Annotated in this window: 12 protein-coding genes and 11 tRNA genes; all 23 read right to left on the bottom strand. The window is 66.2% G+C overall.

The window, feature by feature from the left end; all coding sequences use genetic code 11:
* Window position 1: 1 nt before the first annotated feature.
* Window positions 2–991 (bottom strand): TauD/TfdA family dioxygenase, encoded by a 990-nt coding sequence (locus AC57B5_RS28420; RefSeq protein ID WP_016450666.1) that lies wholly within the window; start codon window positions 989–991, stop codon window positions 2–4.
* On the bottom strand, window positions 988–1677 hold the full coding sequence (locus AC57B5_RS28415; protein ID WP_012206557.1) for a 4'-phosphopantetheinyl transferase family protein: 690 nt from the start codon (window positions 1675–1677) through the stop codon (window positions 988–990). Before AC57B5_RS28415 ends, AC57B5_RS28420 begins: the two co-directional genes overlap by 4 nt.
* A complete protein-coding gene (locus AC57B5_RS28410) occupies window positions 1655–2398 on the bottom strand; it encodes a thioesterase II family protein (protein ID WP_319074701.1) in 744 nt (247 codons plus the stop codon). Before AC57B5_RS28410 ends, AC57B5_RS28415 begins: the two co-directional genes overlap by 23 nt.
* Window positions 2399–2403: 5 nt before the next feature.
* Window positions 2404–2688, bottom strand: coding sequence for an MbtH family protein (locus AC57B5_RS28405; RefSeq protein WP_034395838.1), 285 nt, complete (start codon window positions 2686–2688; stop codon window positions 2404–2406).
* 151 nt (window positions 2689–2839) lie between these two features.
* Window positions 2840–3364: a sigma-70 family RNA polymerase sigma factor gene (locus AC57B5_RS28400; protein WP_043824402.1), complete on the bottom strand. Its 525-nt coding sequence runs from the start codon at window positions 3362–3364 to the stop codon at window positions 2840–2842.
* Between the two features lie 718 nt (window positions 3365–4082).
* Window positions 4083–4159 (bottom strand) — tRNA-Asp (locus tag AC57B5_RS28395).
* 44 nt (window positions 4160–4203) lie between these two features.
* Window positions 4204–4279, bottom strand: a tRNA-Glu gene (locus tag AC57B5_RS28390).
* 38 nt (window positions 4280–4317) lie between these two features.
* Window positions 4318–4393 (bottom strand) — tRNA-Ala (locus AC57B5_RS28385).
* Between the two features lie 126 nt (window positions 4394–4519).
* The gene (locus AC57B5_RS28380) at window positions 4520–4855 is read right to left on the bottom strand and encodes a P-II family nitrogen regulator (protein ID WP_012206561.1); all 336 of its coding nucleotides are present in this window, start codon (window positions 4853–4855) and stop codon (window positions 4520–4522) included.
* A gap of 16 nt (window positions 4856–4871) precedes the next feature.
* A complete protein-coding gene (locus AC57B5_RS28375) occupies window positions 4872–7961 on the bottom strand; it encodes an efflux RND transporter permease subunit (protein WP_065348134.1) in 3090 nt (1029 codons plus the stop codon).
* A gap of 4 nt (window positions 7962–7965) precedes the next feature.
* On the bottom strand, window positions 7966–9183 hold the full coding sequence (locus AC57B5_RS28370) for an efflux RND transporter periplasmic adaptor subunit (protein WP_043824398.1): 1218 nt from the start codon (window positions 9181–9183) through the stop codon (window positions 7966–7968).
* 41 nt (window positions 9184–9224) lie between these two features.
* Entirely contained in the window at window positions 9225–10655 is a 1431-nt protein-coding gene (locus AC57B5_RS28365) for a TolC family protein (RefSeq protein WP_496400749.1), read from the bottom strand.
* A gap of 217 nt (window positions 10656–10872) precedes the next feature.
* On the bottom strand, window positions 10873–11241 hold the full coding sequence (locus AC57B5_RS28360; protein WP_224986538.1) for a hypothetical protein: 369 nt from the start codon (window positions 11239–11241) through the stop codon (window positions 10873–10875).
* 284 nt (window positions 11242–11525) lie between these two features.
* Window positions 11526–11602 (bottom strand) — tRNA-Asp (locus tag AC57B5_RS28355).
* A gap of 44 nt (window positions 11603–11646) precedes the next feature.
* Window positions 11647–11722: transfer RNA gene (locus AC57B5_RS28350), tRNA-Glu, on the bottom strand.
* 37 nt (window positions 11723–11759) lie between these two features.
* Window positions 11760–11835 (bottom strand) — tRNA-Ala (locus AC57B5_RS28345).
* A gap of 13 nt (window positions 11836–11848) precedes the next feature.
* Window positions 11849–11925 (bottom strand) — tRNA-Asp (locus AC57B5_RS28340).
* Window positions 11926–11969: 44 nt separating this feature from the next.
* Window positions 11970–12045: transfer RNA gene (locus tag AC57B5_RS28335), tRNA-Glu, on the bottom strand.
* A gap of 71 nt (window positions 12046–12116) precedes the next feature.
* Window positions 12117–12193: transfer RNA gene (locus AC57B5_RS28330), tRNA-Asp, on the bottom strand.
* 44 nt (window positions 12194–12237) lie between these two features.
* Window positions 12238–12313 (bottom strand) — tRNA-Glu (locus AC57B5_RS28325).
* Window positions 12314–12350: 37 nt separating this feature from the next.
* Window positions 12351–12426: transfer RNA gene (locus tag AC57B5_RS28320), tRNA-Ala, on the bottom strand.
* 70 nt (window positions 12427–12496) lie between these two features.
* Window positions 12497–13903 carry a glutamate--tRNA ligase gene (gene gltX / locus AC57B5_RS28315; protein WP_333905499.1) on the bottom strand — a complete coding sequence of 469 codons (1407 nt, stop codon included), beginning with the start codon at window positions 13901–13903 and terminating at the stop codon, window positions 12497–12499.
* Complete coding sequence (locus AC57B5_RS28310; protein ID WP_063325851.1) at window positions 13900–15114, bottom strand: O-succinylhomoserine sulfhydrylase; 1215 nt, start codon at window positions 15112–15114, stop codon at window positions 13900–13902. The genes gltX and AC57B5_RS28310 overlap by 4 nt, the downstream gene beginning before the upstream one ends.
* Between the last annotated feature and the right edge of the window lie 174 nt (window positions 15115–15288).

Below are 15288 nucleotides of genomic sequence, written 5' to 3'. Positions count from 1 at the left end.
CTCAGAAACGGTCCAGATTGCTGCGCGGCTCGGCCATGGCGACGATGACCTTGCGCGGCCCCTTGAAGGGCGAGCGGGCATGGGCCACGAGCATGTTGTCCAGCATCAGCACGTCGCCCTGCTCCCAGGGGAAGCTGACGGTCTCGGCGTCCAGCGCGGCGCGCACCTCGGCGAAGATGTCGTCGCCGATGGTGGAGCCGTCGGCGAAGAAGGTGTTGCGCGGCAGGTTCTCGATGCCGTAGACCTCCTCCAGCACCTCGCGCTCCTCGGGCTCGCGCGCCGAGATGTGGAACAGGTGGGCCTGGTTGAACCAGACCATCTCGCCCGTGACGGGGTGGCTCTCCATGGCCTGGCACAGCTGGCGCGTGCGCAGGCCGTCGTCCTCCTTCCACTCCCAGTCCATGCGCGCATGGCGGCAGAAGGCCTCGACCTCGGCGCGGCTTTCGGTGTTGAATACCTTCTGCCAGGGCACGTCCATCTCGCCGAAGTTGCGCACGTACAGGATTCCGGGCTCGAACAGCTCGCGGATGCGCGCCGGAATGCGGCGGTAGACCGCACGGCTGTCGGCAATCGGCGTCTCGCCGCCCTCGGGCGATGCGGTGACGCAGTGGAACCAGATCTTCATGGGCCACTCGCGCGTGTAGGCCTGCTCGTTGTGCAGCGGAATGCTCTGGTGGGCCGGGTATTCGGTGGAGGTGTAGACGCCCGCGCCGCTGGAGGCCTCGACCGCGCTGCGCGGCGTGGAGGCGAATTCGTACTTGAGCAGCGGATGGCCGAAGGCCGAGGCGAAGCGCTGGAAGGTCTCCACATCGGGCACGCCAAAGCCACGCAGCAGCACGCCGCCCGTGGTCAGCAGGGCTTCGTCGATGTCGCGGCGCAGCGGCGGCAGCGCAGCCAGCAGGTCCTGGCCCGGCTGGGCGGGCGTGATGAGCTGGGGAAGCAGCGAGCCCGCGGGGGCCTTGCGCTCGAAGCGCTGGAGGGTTTCGTTCATGTCGATTCCTTGGTGCGCCACGCAAGAGCTGCCGCGTAGCCCGGCGGCGCTGGCAGCGCCATCGCTTGAAAACCATTCCAGTCGGGGACCGCGCAGGCGATGGCCAGCCGTCCGTCCCCTCCCGGGCTGATGCCTATGGAGCGCAGGTGGTCGGCCACGCCGATGCCGATGGCCTTGAGCACGGCTTCCTTGCCCACCCAGCGCTGGTAGAAGGCCGCCAGCCGATCAGGCGCACGGCGCACGCTGGCGCGTTCCTGGTCGGTGCAGACGGCGTCGAGCATGACCTCGGCATCGAGGTCGGGCTTGTGCTGCTCGATGTCCACTCCCAGGTGCAGCACGCCACCGGGGTCGGCCAGCGCGATCAGCGCATGGCCGCCCGAATGCGAGACGTTGAAGAGCGGTGCCCGCAGCGGGTCCTCGTCGACAAAGGGCTTGCCGTGGACGCCGACCGCCAGCGGCACATCGGCCGGGCAGCAGCCCAGCCTGCGCCCCAGCAGCCGCCGCGTGGCAGCGCGCGTCTGTGCGAAGCGCAGCCGGTCGGCGGCCCGCACGAAGCGCGCGGCGCGACCGCGCTCCTCGGGGGTCAGGTGCGGCAGGCTGTCGCTCAGTTCGGCCGACAGGTCCAGGTCCAGCCTGAAGACCTCGATGCCCTGGCTCATGGCCTCACGCACGGACACGAGCTGCATGGATTTCCCCCTGGAGTGACTGGGACCCGGCCAGGCGCTGCGCCAGCACGGCCAGCACATCGCCTTCGCGCTGCTTGATGAAGAAATGCCCGCCCTCGAACCAGTCCAGCGTGAAGGCCCCGGCGGCCTCCTGCGACCAGGCCTGGACGCGGGGCGCCTCGATGTCGTCCTGCCGCCCCGCAAAGACGTGCACCGGCAGCGGCAGGCCCGCAGCGGGCACATGGCCGAAGCTCTCGCAGACGCGGTAGTCGGACCCCAGCACATCCAGCGTGATGCGCATGAGCTCGGGGCTGCCAAACACCTCTTCGGGCGTGCCGCCCTGCCTGCGCAGATCGGCAATCAGCGCCGCATCGTCGCCCTTGCCCGCGAAGCGCTCGGGATCGCGGCAGGCCGGTGCCGGGCTGCCCGAGGCAACCAGGGCCAGCGGCAGCTCCCTGCCCTGCTCGCGCAACTGCCGCGCCATGCCGAAGGCCAGCAGCGCGCCCATGCTGTGGCCCAGCAGCGCAAAGCGGCCGCGCATGGCCTGGCGCTGCTCGGCGCACAGCAGCGAGACCAGCTGCCCGAAGTCCTCGACCGCAGGCTCGCCCAGCCGGCTGCCCCGCCCCGGCAGCTCCACCGGCGCAATGCGGATCCAGTGGGGCAGCAGCCTGCGCCAGCGCAGGTACATGGTGGCGCTGGCGCCTGCGCACGGCAGGCACAGCAGGGTCAGCGGCGCGTGCATGCGCGTCAGCCCGCTGCGGTTTCGATCACGGTATCGGTATCGCTTTGCAGCGCGGCGCCGGCACCCGCCTGCTCCTGCTGCTGCATCCACACGCGCAGCGACTTGGGCCGCATGTCGGTCCAGGTGGCGTCCACGTAGTCGAGCACGGTTTTCTTGTCGCCCTTCACGCCCTCCACGGCGGTCCAGCCGCCGGGCACGGCCTTCCAGTGCGGCCAGATGGAATACTGTTCCTCGTGGTTGACCAGAACGATGAAGGTTTCGTCTTCGCGGTCGAAGCAGCTTGTAGACATGCAGGCGTCCTTTATGCGGTTGAACATCGGTGAGGCCAGTACCGGATCGCGGCGACCCGGTACTGCGCCTCTGTTGAACATGACGTTCCGAATCCGAAACTGTTCACGCCGCGTGCGCGCCGGTTCCGGGTCGTGCGCGGGGCTGCACCGTTCAATGGTGGTCCAGCAGCGAGCGGTGGACATGGATGGCCTTGCAGGCGTCGGCAATCCTGGCGTTCACCAGGCCCAGCGCACACTCCATGTGCTCGGCGATCTGGCGCTGGGTGAGGCCCTTGATGCGGTACAGCTCGAAGGTCTCGCGGGTCTTGGGCGGCACCTCGTCCAGGGCCTGGTCGATCAGGCGTATGGCCTGGGACTCGAACAAAAGGCGCTCGGGCGAGCGGCTGTCCGGTATCTCCAGCGTCTCCACATCCACACCGTGGGTGCGGTAGCTGTTCTCGCGCTCCTGGCGGCGCAGGTAGTCCAGCGCCATGTTGCAGACGGCGCGCGTCCAGTAGGCGGCGGGCTTGGCGATCTCGGCATCGCTGCGCATCTCGGCAACGCGCAGATAGGTGTCCTGCACGGCGTCGTCTGCCAGTTCAGGATTCCTGAGAATTCTTCGCGCGACCCTCACCAACTGTCCACGCGAAGCAATGAAAACCTCTTCCAGCGAAGAATGTGTGTGATTCAAGGACACGATGCAGTTCCTCTCGCAAGCTAGGCAAGAACGTCAAGGGGAAATGTCGACCGCAGGTCGATGGACTGCCGGCGCGCCGCCCGTGCAAAAAGACGGGAACGGGACTCGGCACAGGCGGAAAGCGGCGGCACAACCGCTGACCGCAGGGCATCAGTGCACGCCGATGCGCATCGGCGTGACTTGGGGAGACAGGCCTTAGATCGGCCTCATACCGGCTTCATACCGGCCTCATGGCGGCGGCCGACCTCGCCGGGCCCATGCGTCCTGGAACAGGATCGGCAAGGGCTGTGCGGCCTTGCAGACGTGCTGAAACTTGAACCGGGACCAAGGCATGCAGTGGTGCTCCTTTAACGTTTTCCAGAACATGAAATGAGAAGCATTAACAGCTCCGGCGACAAAACCGGGTCTGGATCGGCATCTCGTACCTGTCTGGAAGACGTCCCGCCAAGGCAAACGAAGACACGGCTATCGGCATTGGAAAATCGGCAGCCGGTGCCTATGGATTCCCGTCGCCCATGGCTTTCCCTCGCCATGGATGATGGGCCTGGTTCATGACGGACTGGTGATGCCCCAAGCGCAGCGCGGGGGCACCGAAGGGCTGGGTGCGCAGGCAGGAAAAGCGAAAGGAGCGCAGCCTGCTGCTGCAACCTGCAGACGAAAAAAAGCCACCTTGCGGTGGCTTCTTGTCTGTGCAGACGCTTGGTTTGCACAAGGAATCTGGCGGAGTGGACGGGACTCGAACCCGCGACCCCCGGCGTGACAGGCCGGTATTCTAACCAACTGAACTACCACTCCTGGCAGACAGCTTTTGCGCTCTTTCGAGCCAAGTGCTGCAAACTTGGCGACCCTACGGGGATTCGAACCCCGGTACTCACCGTGAAAGGGTGATGTCCTAGGCCTCTAGACGATAGGGTCAATCCTAGAACTTGCGTAAATACTCAAGTCTCAATTTTTGGTGGAGGTAAACGGGATCGAACCGATGACCTCTTGCATGCCATGCAAGCGCTCTCCCAGCTGAGCTATACCCCCTTGCTGCAACGTTGCACTGCTTCGTTGCTGCGATTCAAAAATTGTAGCACAGCGTTTTTGGGGCAATTCCGGAATGCATGACTTTTTTATGTCGCCCTGCATTCCGGCGCCCTGCTCAAGCCCGGGTCAGGCCAGGCTTTGCCCATCGCGTATGCGGTGGATCTCGGCGATGTCCACCACCCAGACCAGGCCGTCGCCGACCTGGCCCGAATGGCAGGCCGTGGTGATGGCCGCACGGATGGGCTCGACCATGGAGGCCTCGGCCAGCACGCAGACCATGACCTTGTCGGAGAAGTCGGTCAACTCCTCCTTCACGCTGCGCTTGTCGATGGCGGCCGGGGCCGTGAAGCCCTCGGCACGGAACAGCGTCACGCCGGGGAAGTTGGGAATGGCACGCAGCGCGTCGCGCAGGCGCTCCAGGCGGCTGGGGCGCACGATGGCCCGGATTTCCTTCATGGTCATTGCAGTGTCTCCTTCATCAGGCTTCCAGCGGTTTTTCGTCAAACCAGCGGTACAGGGTCGGCAACACCACCAGCGTGAGCAGGGTGGACGAGATCAGGCCACCGATCACGACGATGGCCAGCGGGCGTTGCACCTCCGAGCCGGGGCCGGTGGCGAACAGGAAGGGCACCAGGCCCAGCAGCGCGACGGTGGCCGTCATCATCACGGGGCGGAAGCGCTGCACGCAGCCTTCGCGCACGGCCTCGGCCACGTCCATTCCATCCTCGCGCAGCTTGCGGATGCAGCTGACCAGCACCACGCCGTTGAGCACCGCAATGCCCCACAGCGCAATGAAGCCCACCGATGCCGGCACGCTCACGTATTCGCCCGTGACGAACAGGCCTATCAGTCCCCCGATGGAGGCGAAGGGCAGCACCAGGATGATCAGCCCGGCCAGCTTGACCGAATTGAACAGAACGAACAGCAGGAAGAAGATGGCCACGATGGTCAGCGGCACGATCACCTGCAGCGTGCCCATGGCGCGCTCCATGTTCTCGAACTGGCCGCCGTACTTGAAGTAGTAGCCGTCGGGCAGTTGCACTTCCTTGTCGATGCGCTGCTGCACTTCGGTCACGAAGCCGCCCAGGTCGCGCCCTTCCACGTTGGCGCCCACCACCACGCGCCGCTTGCCGCCTTCGCGGCTGATCTGCGCGGGTCCGTCCACCAGTTCGATGCGGGCCACGCTGTTGAGCGGAACCTGCGCGCCGGTGCTGGTGGTCAGCAAGGTGGCGCCGACAGCCTGGGGCGAGCCACGGAAGGGCTCGGGGAAGCGCACGACCACGTTGTAGCGGCGCTCGCCCTCGTAGACCGTGGTCACGTCCTTGCCGCCGATGGCCGACTCGATCACGCCCTGCACGTCGGTGACGTTCAGGCCGTGGCGGGCAATGGCCTTGCGGTCGATATCCACCGTGAGCGCCTGCTGGCCCGACAGCCGCTCGACACGGATGTCGGTGCTGCCCGGCACGCTCTTGAGGATGCGGGCCACCTGCTCGGAGACATCGCGCAGATCGTCCAGCTCGTCGCCGAAGACCTTGATGGCCAGTTGCGAGCGCACGCCCGTGACCATTTCATCCACGCGCTCGGAGATCGGCTGGGACAGCACGATCTGCACGCCCGGGATCGAGGACAGGCGCTGGCGGATGTCTTCGTCGATCTCGTCCTGGGTGCGGTCGGACTCGGGGTCCAGCAGCACGATGGGGTCGGACTCGTTGGGGCCTGCGGGATCGGCCGGCGATTCACCGCGTCCGAGCTTGGAGACCACGCTGAGCACGCCGGGCACCTCGGCCACGGCCTTCATCGCCGCCATTTCCATGCGGATGGACTCGTCCAGCGAGATGCTGGGCACGCGGTTGATCTGCGGCGTCAGCGCGCCCTCCTTCATGGTGGGCATGAAGGACTTGCCCAGCAGCGGGAACAGTCCCAGCGAGCCCAGCAGCAGCGCCACGGCCACGGCCAGCGTGGCGCGGTTGCGCGCGGTGGCCAGGTCCAGCAGGCGCAGGTAGTGGCGCTTGAGGAAGGCGATCAGGCGCGTGTCATGGTCCGCGCCGCCCTTGAGGAAGTACGAGCACAGCACGGGCGACAGGAACAGCGACACGGCCAGCGAGACCGCCAGCGAGATCGCGATGGTCAGCGCCAGCGGGCCGAACATCTTGCCCTCGATGCCCTGCAGCGTCATCAGCGGCAGGAACACCAGGATGATGATGGCGATGCCGAAGATGGTGGGCGTGGCCACCTCGGTGGTGGCCGAGAGCACGGTGCGCACGCGTGCGCCCATGCTGTCGCCGGCCTGTCCGAGCTTGTGGAACACGTTCTCCACCACCACCACGGTGGCATCGACCATGAGGCCGATGGCGATCGCCAGCCCTCCCAGCGACATGAGGTTGGCCGAGATGCCCCAGCGGTTCATCATGATGAAGGTGGTCAGCGGCGTGATGATCAGCGTGGCCACCACGATCAGGCTGGAGCGCACGTCACCCAGGAAGATGAAGAGCACCACGACCACCAGCAGGATGCCCTCGATCAGCACCTTGCCCACGGTCCACAGCGCCGAGTCGACCAGGTCGGTACGGTCGTAGTAGGGAACGATCTGCAGGCCGCCGGGCAGCATGCCCTTGGAGTTGATCTCCTGCACGCGCTCCTTCACGCGGGTGACGACTTCCTTGGCATTGCCGCCGCGCATCATCAGCACGATGCCGGAGACGCCTTCGGTATAGCCGCCCTTGATGATGGCGCCCTGGCGCACTTCCTGGCCCAGCTGGACCTCGGCCACATCGCGCACGAAGACCGGCACGCCGCCATCCTGCTTGAGGACGATGTTGCCGATGTCCTCCAGCGACTGGATCAGGCCCACGGCGCGGATCAGGTACTGCTCGGTCACCTGGGGCAGGATGCCGCCGCTGGCGTTGGCGTTGTTGTCGGCGATGGCCTGGACCACATGGCGCACGGACAGGCCGTAGTGGCGCAGCCGGCCGGGGTCGACCTCCACCTGGTACTGCTTGACGTAGCCGCCCTGCGAGTTGATTTCGGCCACGCCGGGAATGGAGCGCAGCAGCGGGCGCGCCACCCAGTCCTGGATGGTGCGGCGCTCGGTCAGCTCCTCGGGCGTGAGGGCCCGCTTGCCGTCGTCGGGATGGTCCAGCGTGTACTGGTAGACCTCGCCCAGGCCCGTGGACACAGGCCCCAGCACGGGGATGATGCCTTCGGGCATGCGCGGCGTGACCTCCATCAGCCGCTCGGTGACGAGCTGGCGCGCAAAGTACACGTCGGTGGTATCGGTGAAGACCAGGGTGATGATGGACAGGCCGCTCTTGTTGAGCGAGCGCATCTCCACCAGGCCCGGCATGCCGGTCATGGCGATTTCCAGCGGCACGGTCACGAAGCGCTCGATTTCCTCGGGCGAGCGGCCTGGCGCCTCGGTAGCGACCTGGACCTGGACATTGGTTACGTCAGGAAAGGCATCCACCGACAGATTCATGGCGGCGCGCAGGCCAAAGCCGCACAGCACCAGCGAGAGCACGATCACGATGAGTCGCTGGCTCAGTGCGGCCCGGATCATGGAAGCGATCATGGGCTTACTCCAGCTCTGCGCGCTTGCGCTCGTTGTTCAGGTGGAAGGCGCCCGTGGTGACGATGACCGTGCCATCGGCCACGCCCTTGTTCACGGGGCGCATGCCGCCGCTGGCGGTGCCCAGCTCGACGGGCGTGAGGCGGTAGTGGTTCTCGCCCTTCTTGACGAAGACATGGTCGCGGTCGTTCTCGCGCACCACGGCCTCGGCCGGCACGGCCAGCAGCTGGCGCACCTCGCCCTGGATGCGCATGGTGGCCAGCATCTGGGGCTTGAGGTCGCGCTCGGTGTTGTCCACCTGGGTGCGGATGGTGACGGTGCGGGTCTCGGGCGTCACGGTGTCGCCCACATGCACGATCTGGCCGGACAGCACGCGCTCGCCCAGGGCGGGCACGGCGATCTCCACGGCCTGGCCGGCACGCACGCCGCTGGCCATCTGCTCGGGAATCGCGCCCACCACCCAGACGCTGCTCAGGTCGGCCACGGTGAACAGCGGATCACCGGGCTGGGTCACCTGGCCGGAGCTGACCTTGCGCTCGATCACCACGCCGGCCCCTGTGGACAGCACGGCCGCATGCGACTGCAGCGTGCCCTTGTCGCGCAGCTGGGCGATGGCGCTGTCGGGAATGCCGATCAGGCGCAACTGGTCGCCGGCAGCGCGCTGCTCGGCGCGGGCAATCGACAGCTCGGACTCGCGGCGCTGCAGCTCGGCCGAGCCGATGACGTCAGCGGCGATCAGCTGGCGTGCGCGCTCCACGCCGCGCTCGGCCAGCGTGGCGGCGGAGTGCGCACGCAGATAGGCCAGTTGGGCGGTGGTCAGCTCGGGGCTGGCCACGCGGGCCAGCACCTGTCCCGCGCGCACGCGGTCGCCCACTTCGACCAGCACCTCGGTCACGCGCCCCGTGGCGGCCGCGCCAATGCGGGTGACCTGGCGCTCATTGGCCTCGATGCGGCCGGATACCTCCTGCAGCAGCGCGATCTGCGCCTGCGCCACGGGCTTGACGGCGAAGTTGGGAGCCATCTCGGCGGTCACACGGACCTCCATCGGGTCCTGCTCCTGGGCAGCGGCCGCCGCGGGCGCCGCCTTGGCTTCGGCCTCTTCGCTCTTGCCGCAGGCGCTCAGCGCCAGCGTTGCGGCCAGCAGGCCGGCCAGGGCCAGGGAGTTCACCAAGGTGCTGCTGCCTGCGCGGGCGGCGATGGGTTTCGGATGCATATTCAAGGACATGTTCGTTTCTGATTTCGGGTGTGAGGCAGGGACGGCGCGCTTCACAGCGCGGACGGATCGTCGTAGCGGCCCGCGAGGTATTCGAGCTGTATGCGCGCCGCCTGCAGCTGGTAGCGCGCATCGAGCAGGTCTGCACGGATGGAGCGCAGCACGCGCTGCGCATCGAGCACATCGAGAATGCCGCGCTCGCCGAAGCGGTAGGCGGCCTCGGCCACGCGCAGGGCCGACTCGGCCTCGCGCACCGAACCCTGGCTCAGTGCCTGGGTGCGCAGTCGTGCCATCTCCAGCTCCTTCCAGGCCTGCAGCGTCTGCTGGCGCAGCTCGATCTGCCGGCCTTCCAGCTGCAGACGCGCGCGCTCCAGCTCGGAGGCGGCCTCATCGATGGGGCCGCGGTGCTGGTCGAGCAAGGGGATCTGGATGCTCACGCCCACCGTGTTCAGGCGCACGTCGGGCTCGCGCGTCTGGCCGTAGCGCAGCTCCACGCCCGGCCAGCGCGAGGCCTTGGCCCCGTCGAGCCGCGCCTGGGCACGCTCGACCTCCGCCTTGAGCTGGCGCAGTTCGGGATGCTCCATGGGATCGATCTCGCCCATGTCCTCGATGCGCAACGGATCCTCCAGCGACACATCCAGGCGGAAGCGCACGGGCAGCTGGCCTGCGGCCAGGCGGCCCAGCGACAGCTGCGCCTGCTCGGCGCGCAGCCTTGCGGTCTGCTCCTGCTGGCGCGCCTGGATGATTTCGGCATCGGCCTTGATGATTTCGTAGCGGGCCGCCTCGCCGCTGTCCACGCGGACGCGGACGCGCTCATGGGCCTGCTCCAGAAGGCGCACCGCCTCCTTGGCGGCCTCGACCTCCGCCTCGCGCAGCACCATCTCGTAGGCGCGCAGCCGCACCTGGGCCACCAGCGCATTGCGCGTGGTCGCCACGAAGTGCACCGACCCCTGCTCGCCTGCCTTGGCGGCCTCCACGCGCGCACCGCGCACGGCGGGGTTCTCGATGGGCAACGCCACGGCCCAGCCCTGCACCGTACCGGCCGCCGCGCCGGGCACGCGGGCGCTGTTTCGGCCCTGGTTCCATTCGAGCTTGGGATTGGGCAGCGCCGAGGCGCTGACCACGCCTGCGCGCGCCGTGGTCCGCGACTGCTCGACAGCGCGTAGATCGGGGTTGTGGTCCAGCACGGCGCGAACGACCTCGTTCAGGCTCAGGTGGGGCAGGCGCTGTGCGGCGGCCGAAGCCACCGAAGCCGTTGAAGCTGTCGATGCGGCCTTAGGCGTGACCAGGACGCGGGCCGCTGCGGCCTCGGCGGCTGCAGCCGCGGCGGGTGCCGCCTGGGTCATGGGAGGCTGGGATGCCTGTGCCGAGGCACCGGCACTCCAGCCCACCAGCAGGCTGCAGATCGCGCCTTGCAAGGCCTTGCGCGAAAAGGATGGAAAACGAGCGGGGGCCATTCCCGCCAATACCGTTGGATTCACCATGGCATGCATCTGCCGCGAAACGACAGTCGAGGGGTTGAGTAAGAGATGGGCCCTCCCCTGCGGACAACGCGGGGACGGGCATGGCCGGGCCGTGCGCAGTCAGCGCGCGGACGACGGCATGGCATGCGCGCCAGCAAGGCGCGCACGAGCAGTGATCAGTCAGTGGGATGCGTCAGCCGACAAGGGGCGCAGGGCATGCCTGCGCCGCAATATGCGGTCAGCCGAGCAGGGAAGGTCTTGGAGGGCGCAGCAGCTGGCCCGGAGCGGGCGACAGGTGCGCCTGGGAATAGGTCGAAGGCGGGGCCCACAGCGACACCACCTGCACGGCGATGGGCTCGGGCGGCCAGTACATCTCGGCGGAGCGGTCCTCGCCACAGGCCAGCAGGGCCAGCAGCTGGCGGGTATTGCCGCCGTGTGCCGTCAGCTCGGCAAACTCCGTCTCGTCGTCTTCCTCGACTTCCGCGAGTTCTTCGAGGAATTCCTCATCGATGGTCACGATGGGGTGGTGCGCCAGCAAGCCATCGCTTTCCAGTCCATCGGACGATGCCGACGCCGCCACCTGTCCACAGAAGATGGACAACAGCATCAGCAAGGAAAACAGGAACGATGGCGCAAGGCGCATGGGGCGAGACGAAGGCGGGAGCAGTGAAAGTGAATGTCCCGTGATCGGGACACCATCTATTGTTACGAATGTTGAGGCAAAGTTCCGGGTTTGCCCTTAAAAAATCTGTGGCAAAGCCCGCGTTTCGCACATGCTTGCCTGCCACCAAGCGGTGGCGGCCATGCAGGCGAGCTGCGCACGGCAGAAACAAAAAAGCCACCTTGCGGTGGCTTCTTGTCTGCGCAAACGCTGGGCTCGCACAAGGAATCTGGCGGAGTGGACGGGACTCGAACCCGCGACCCCCGGCGTGACAGGCCGGTATTCTAACCAACTGAACTACCACTCCTGGCAGACAGCTTTTGCGCTCTTTCGAGCCAAGTGCTGCAAACTTGGCGACCCTACGGGGATTCGAACCCCGGTACTCACCGTGAAAGGGTGATGTCCTAGGCCTCTAGACGATAGGGTCAATCCTAGAACTTGCGTAAATACTCAAGTCTCAATTTTGGTGGAGGTAAACGGGATCGAACCGATGACCTCTTGCATGCCATGCAAGCGCTCTCCCAGCTGAGCTATACCCCCAAAAATCCGATACTGGCGGAGTGGACGGGACTCGAACCCGCGACCCCCGGCGTGACAGGCCGGTATTCTAACCAACTGAACTACCACTCCTGGCAGGCTGCTTTTGTGCTCTTGCGAGCCAAGTGCTGCAAACTTGGCGACCCTACGGGGATTCGAACCCCGGTACTCACCGTGAAAGGGTGATGTCCTAGGCCTCTAGACGATAGGGTCACAGCCTATGATCCGCCGATAAAAAAGCGCCTTCGTTCTTCAAAGGCGCTTACATACCAAGCGGCAAATTTTGGCGGAGTGGACGGGACTCGAACCCGCGACCCCCGGCGTGACAGGCCGGTATTCTAACCAACTGAACTACCACTCCTGGCAGACAGCTTTTGCGCTCTTTCGAGCCAAGTGCTGCAAACTTGGCGACCCTACGGGGATTCGAACCCCGGTACTCACCGTGAAAGGGTGATGTCCTAGGCCTCTAGACGATAGGGTCAATCCTAGAACTTGCGTAAATACTCAAGTCTCAATTTTGGTGGAGGTAAACGGGATCGAACCGATGACCTCTTGCATGCCATGCAAGCGCTCTCCCAGCTGAGCTATACCCCCTTCATGCTGCAATCGCTGCTTCTTGTTAGTTGCTGCGTTTGCATCAGAGACTCGAATTATAGACAGGTTTTTAGCGGTTTTTCAAACGGGCCAGAATTTTTTCACGACCCAGCAGCTCCAGCACCGCGTCCACCGAAGGCGTGTGCGCCGTGCCCAGCGTCAGCACGCGCACCGGCATGGCCAGTTGCGGCATCTTCAGGCCCTGGGCCTTGAGCACTTCCTTGATCAGGGCGGCAATGGCGTCCTTGCTCCACTCCACCGAGGCGATGCCTTCGGCGAAGGCGTCCAGGGCGGGCGCCACAGCGTCGGTCACATGCTTGGCCAGGTCTTCGGCGTTGCGGTCGAAGGCGTCCACATAGAACAGACGCACCCAGCCGGCCAGATCGACCAGGGTTTCGCAGCGATCCTTGAACAGGGCGCAGATGCGCGGCAGGCGGTCGTCGGCATCGAGCAGGGCCTGGTCCAGACCCGTCTTGAGCACGAAGGGGCGCACCAGCTCTGCCAGGGCCGCATCGTCCAGGGCCTTCAGGTGCTGGGCGTTGACCCAGCGCAGCTTGGCCTCGTCGAACTGGCCTGCGCTGCGGCCCAGGTGGTCGAGGTTGAACCACTCCAGGAACTGGGCGCGGCTGAAGATTTCGTCGTCGCCGTGGCTCCAGCCCAGGCGGGCCAGGTAGTTGACCATGGCGTCGGGCAGGTAGCCTTCGTCGCGGTACTGGGTGACGGCCTTGGCGCCGTTGCGCTTGCTCATCTTCTCGCCCTGCTCGTTGAGCACGGTGGGCAGGTGGGCGAACACGGGCACGCTGGCGCCCAGCGCCTCGAAGATGTGGATCTGGCGCGGCGTGTTGTTGACGTGGTCATCGCCACGGATGACATGGGTGATGGCCATGTCCATATCGTCCACGCAGACGCAGAAGTTGTAGGTGGGCGTGCCATCGGGGCGCGCGATCACCAGGTCATCGAGTTCGCTGTTCTGGAATTCGATGCGGCCCTTGCACTTGTCTTCCCAGGCCACGACGCCGCCCTGCGGCGTCTTGAAGCGCAGCACGGGGCGCACGCCTTCGGGCACGGGCGGCAGCACCTTGCCTTCTTCAGGGCGCCAGGTGCCGTCGTAGCGCGGCTTTTCCTTGTTGGCCATCTGGCGCTCGCGCAGGGCGTCGAGTTCTTCCACGCTCATGTAGCAGGGGTAGACATGGCCCGAGGCCTGCAGGCCGGCCAGCACCTCCTTGTAGCGGTCCATGCGCTGCATTTGATAGAACGGACCTTCGTCATGGTCCAGCTGCAGCCAGGCCATGCCTTCGATGATCACGTCCACCGAGGCCTGGGTGGAACGCTCCACGTCGGTGTCTTCGATGCGCAGGATGAAATCACCACCCGTGGCGCGCGCGAAGGCCCAGGGATACAGGGCCGAGCGGATGTTGCCCAGGTGGATGAAGCCCGTGGGAGACGGGGCAAAACGGGTTCGTACTTTTTGTGTCATTGCAGGGTATCCAGTCCGCGGGACAGATCGTTCTTGATGTCGCCCAGGTATTCCAGTCCGACGGAGATGCGCAGCAGGCCCTGGCCGATGCCGGCGACGCGGCGCTGCTCTTCGCTCAGGCGGCCATGCGAGGTGCTGGCCGGGTGGGTGATGGTGGTCTTGACGTCGCCCAGGTTGGCCGTTATCGAGCACACCAGGGTGCTGTCGGCCACATGGAAGGCATTGGCGCGCAGCTGTTCGGCGCCCTCGCCCACCACGTCGAAGGACAGCACGCCGCCGCCCATGCCGTTTTGCTGGCGCATGGCCAGCTCGTGCTGCGGATGGCTGGCCAGGCCCGGGTAGTAGACACGGGCGACCTTGGGATGGGCCTCCAGCCAGGTGGCCAGCTCCAGCGCGGCGGCGCTTTGCGCCTTGACGCGCAGGGACAGCGTCTCCAGGCCCTTGAGCACCACCCAGGCGTTGAACGGCGCCAGGTTCAGGCCGCCGCTGCGCAGGAAGGTGCCCATGACCTTGTCCACCAGCGCCGTCGTGCCACAGACCGCGCCCGACATGACGCGGCCCTGGCCGTCCAGCAGCTTGGTGCCGGAGTGCACGACCAAGTCGGCGCCGAACTGGGCGGGCCGCTGCAGCGCGGGCGAGGCAAAGCTGTTGTCCACCGCCAGCAGCGCGCCATGGGCGTGCGCCAGTTCGGCCAGCGCGGCGATGTCGCACAGGTCGGTCAGCGGGTTGGTCGGCGTCTCGGCGAACAGCAATCGCGTGTTGGGACGGATGGCGGCCTTCCAGGCCTGCACATCGGTCTGCGAGACAAAGCTGGTCTCGATGCCGAAGCGCGCCATCTCGCCGCCCAGCAGCTTGATGGTGGAGCCGAACATGGACTGCGAGCAGATCACATGGTCGCCCGCCTTGAGCGTGGTCAGCGCCACCAGCAAGATGGCCGACATGCCGGTGGACGTGGCCACGGCGCATTCCGTGCCTTCCATGGCGGCCAGGCGCTGCTCGAAGCTGGTCACCGTGGGGTTGGAGGTGCGGCTGTAGGTGTAGCCGGGCTCTTCGTTGGCGAAGCGGCGCGCTGCCGTTGCGCAGTCGGGCTGCACGAAGCTGCTGGTCATGTACAGGGCTTCGCTGTGCTCGCCCCACTGGCTTCGTTCCACGGCCACGCGCAGGGCCAGCGTATCGGGATGCAGGCCTTCGGGAAGTGTCTTGTTCGTCACGTTGATGGTCCTTGGGGTCGGGCGCGGCCCGCCGATGGCGGCGGTGCCCGGAAAAAAGGAGCTAGAAACACTTGTCACCTGGGGACTTGCTGGGCGTTGCAGCCTGCAATCCTCCAGCACCAGCGCTTTTAGCTCATTTGTCAAAAAAGGGCGGGCCTCAGGCCCGCCCCCGTA

The sequence above is a fragment of the Delftia sp. BGA-UO-ETr-SB1 genome (assembly GCF_059567865.1).
Note: the sequence above shows the minus strand (reverse complement) of the source record. Positions and strands in the feature narration are given on the sequence as shown.

What these genes read in the sequence shown, in the direction of transcription:
- AC57B5_RS28420 (WP_016450666.1), bottom strand. Translation starts at nt 991, where the DNA reads ATGAACGAAACCCTCCAGCGCTTCGAGCGCAAGGCCCCCGCGGGCTCG.
- AC57B5_RS28415 (WP_012206557.1), bottom strand. Translation starts at nt 1,677, where the DNA reads ATGCAGCTCGTGTCCGTGCGTGAGGCCATGAGCCAGGGCATCGAGGTC.
- AC57B5_RS28410 (WP_319074701.1), bottom strand. Translation starts at nt 2,398, where the DNA reads ATGCACGCGCCGCTGACCCTGCTGTGCCTGCCGTGCGCAGGCGCCAGC.
- AC57B5_RS28405 (WP_034395838.1), bottom strand. Translation starts at nt 2,688, where the DNA reads ATGTCTACAAGCTGCTTCGACCGCGAAGACGAAACCTTCATCGTTCTG.
- AC57B5_RS28380 (WP_012206561.1), bottom strand. Translation starts at nt 4,855, where the DNA reads ATGACCATGAAGGAAATCCGGGCCATCGTGCGCCCCAGCCGCCTGGAG.
- AC57B5_RS28375 (WP_065348134.1), bottom strand. Translation starts at nt 7,961, where the DNA reads ATGATCGCTTCCATGATCCGGGCCGCACTGAGCCAGCGACTCATCGTG.
- AC57B5_RS28370 (WP_043824398.1), bottom strand. Translation starts at nt 9,183, where the DNA reads ATGTCCTTGAATATGCATCCGAAACCCATCGCCGCCCGCGCAGGCAGC.
- AC57B5_RS28365 (WP_496400749.1), bottom strand. Translation starts at nt 10,655, where the DNA reads ATGGTGAATCCAACGGTATTGGCGGGAATGGCCCCCGCTCGTTTTCCA.
- AC57B5_RS28360 (WP_224986538.1), bottom strand. Translation starts at nt 11,241, where the DNA reads ATGCTGTTGTCCATCTTCTGTGGACAGGTGGCGGCGTCGGCATCGTCC.
- gltX (WP_333905499.1), bottom strand. Translation starts at nt 13,903, where the DNA reads ATGACACAAAAAGTACGAACCCGTTTTGCCCCGTCTCCCACGGGCTTC.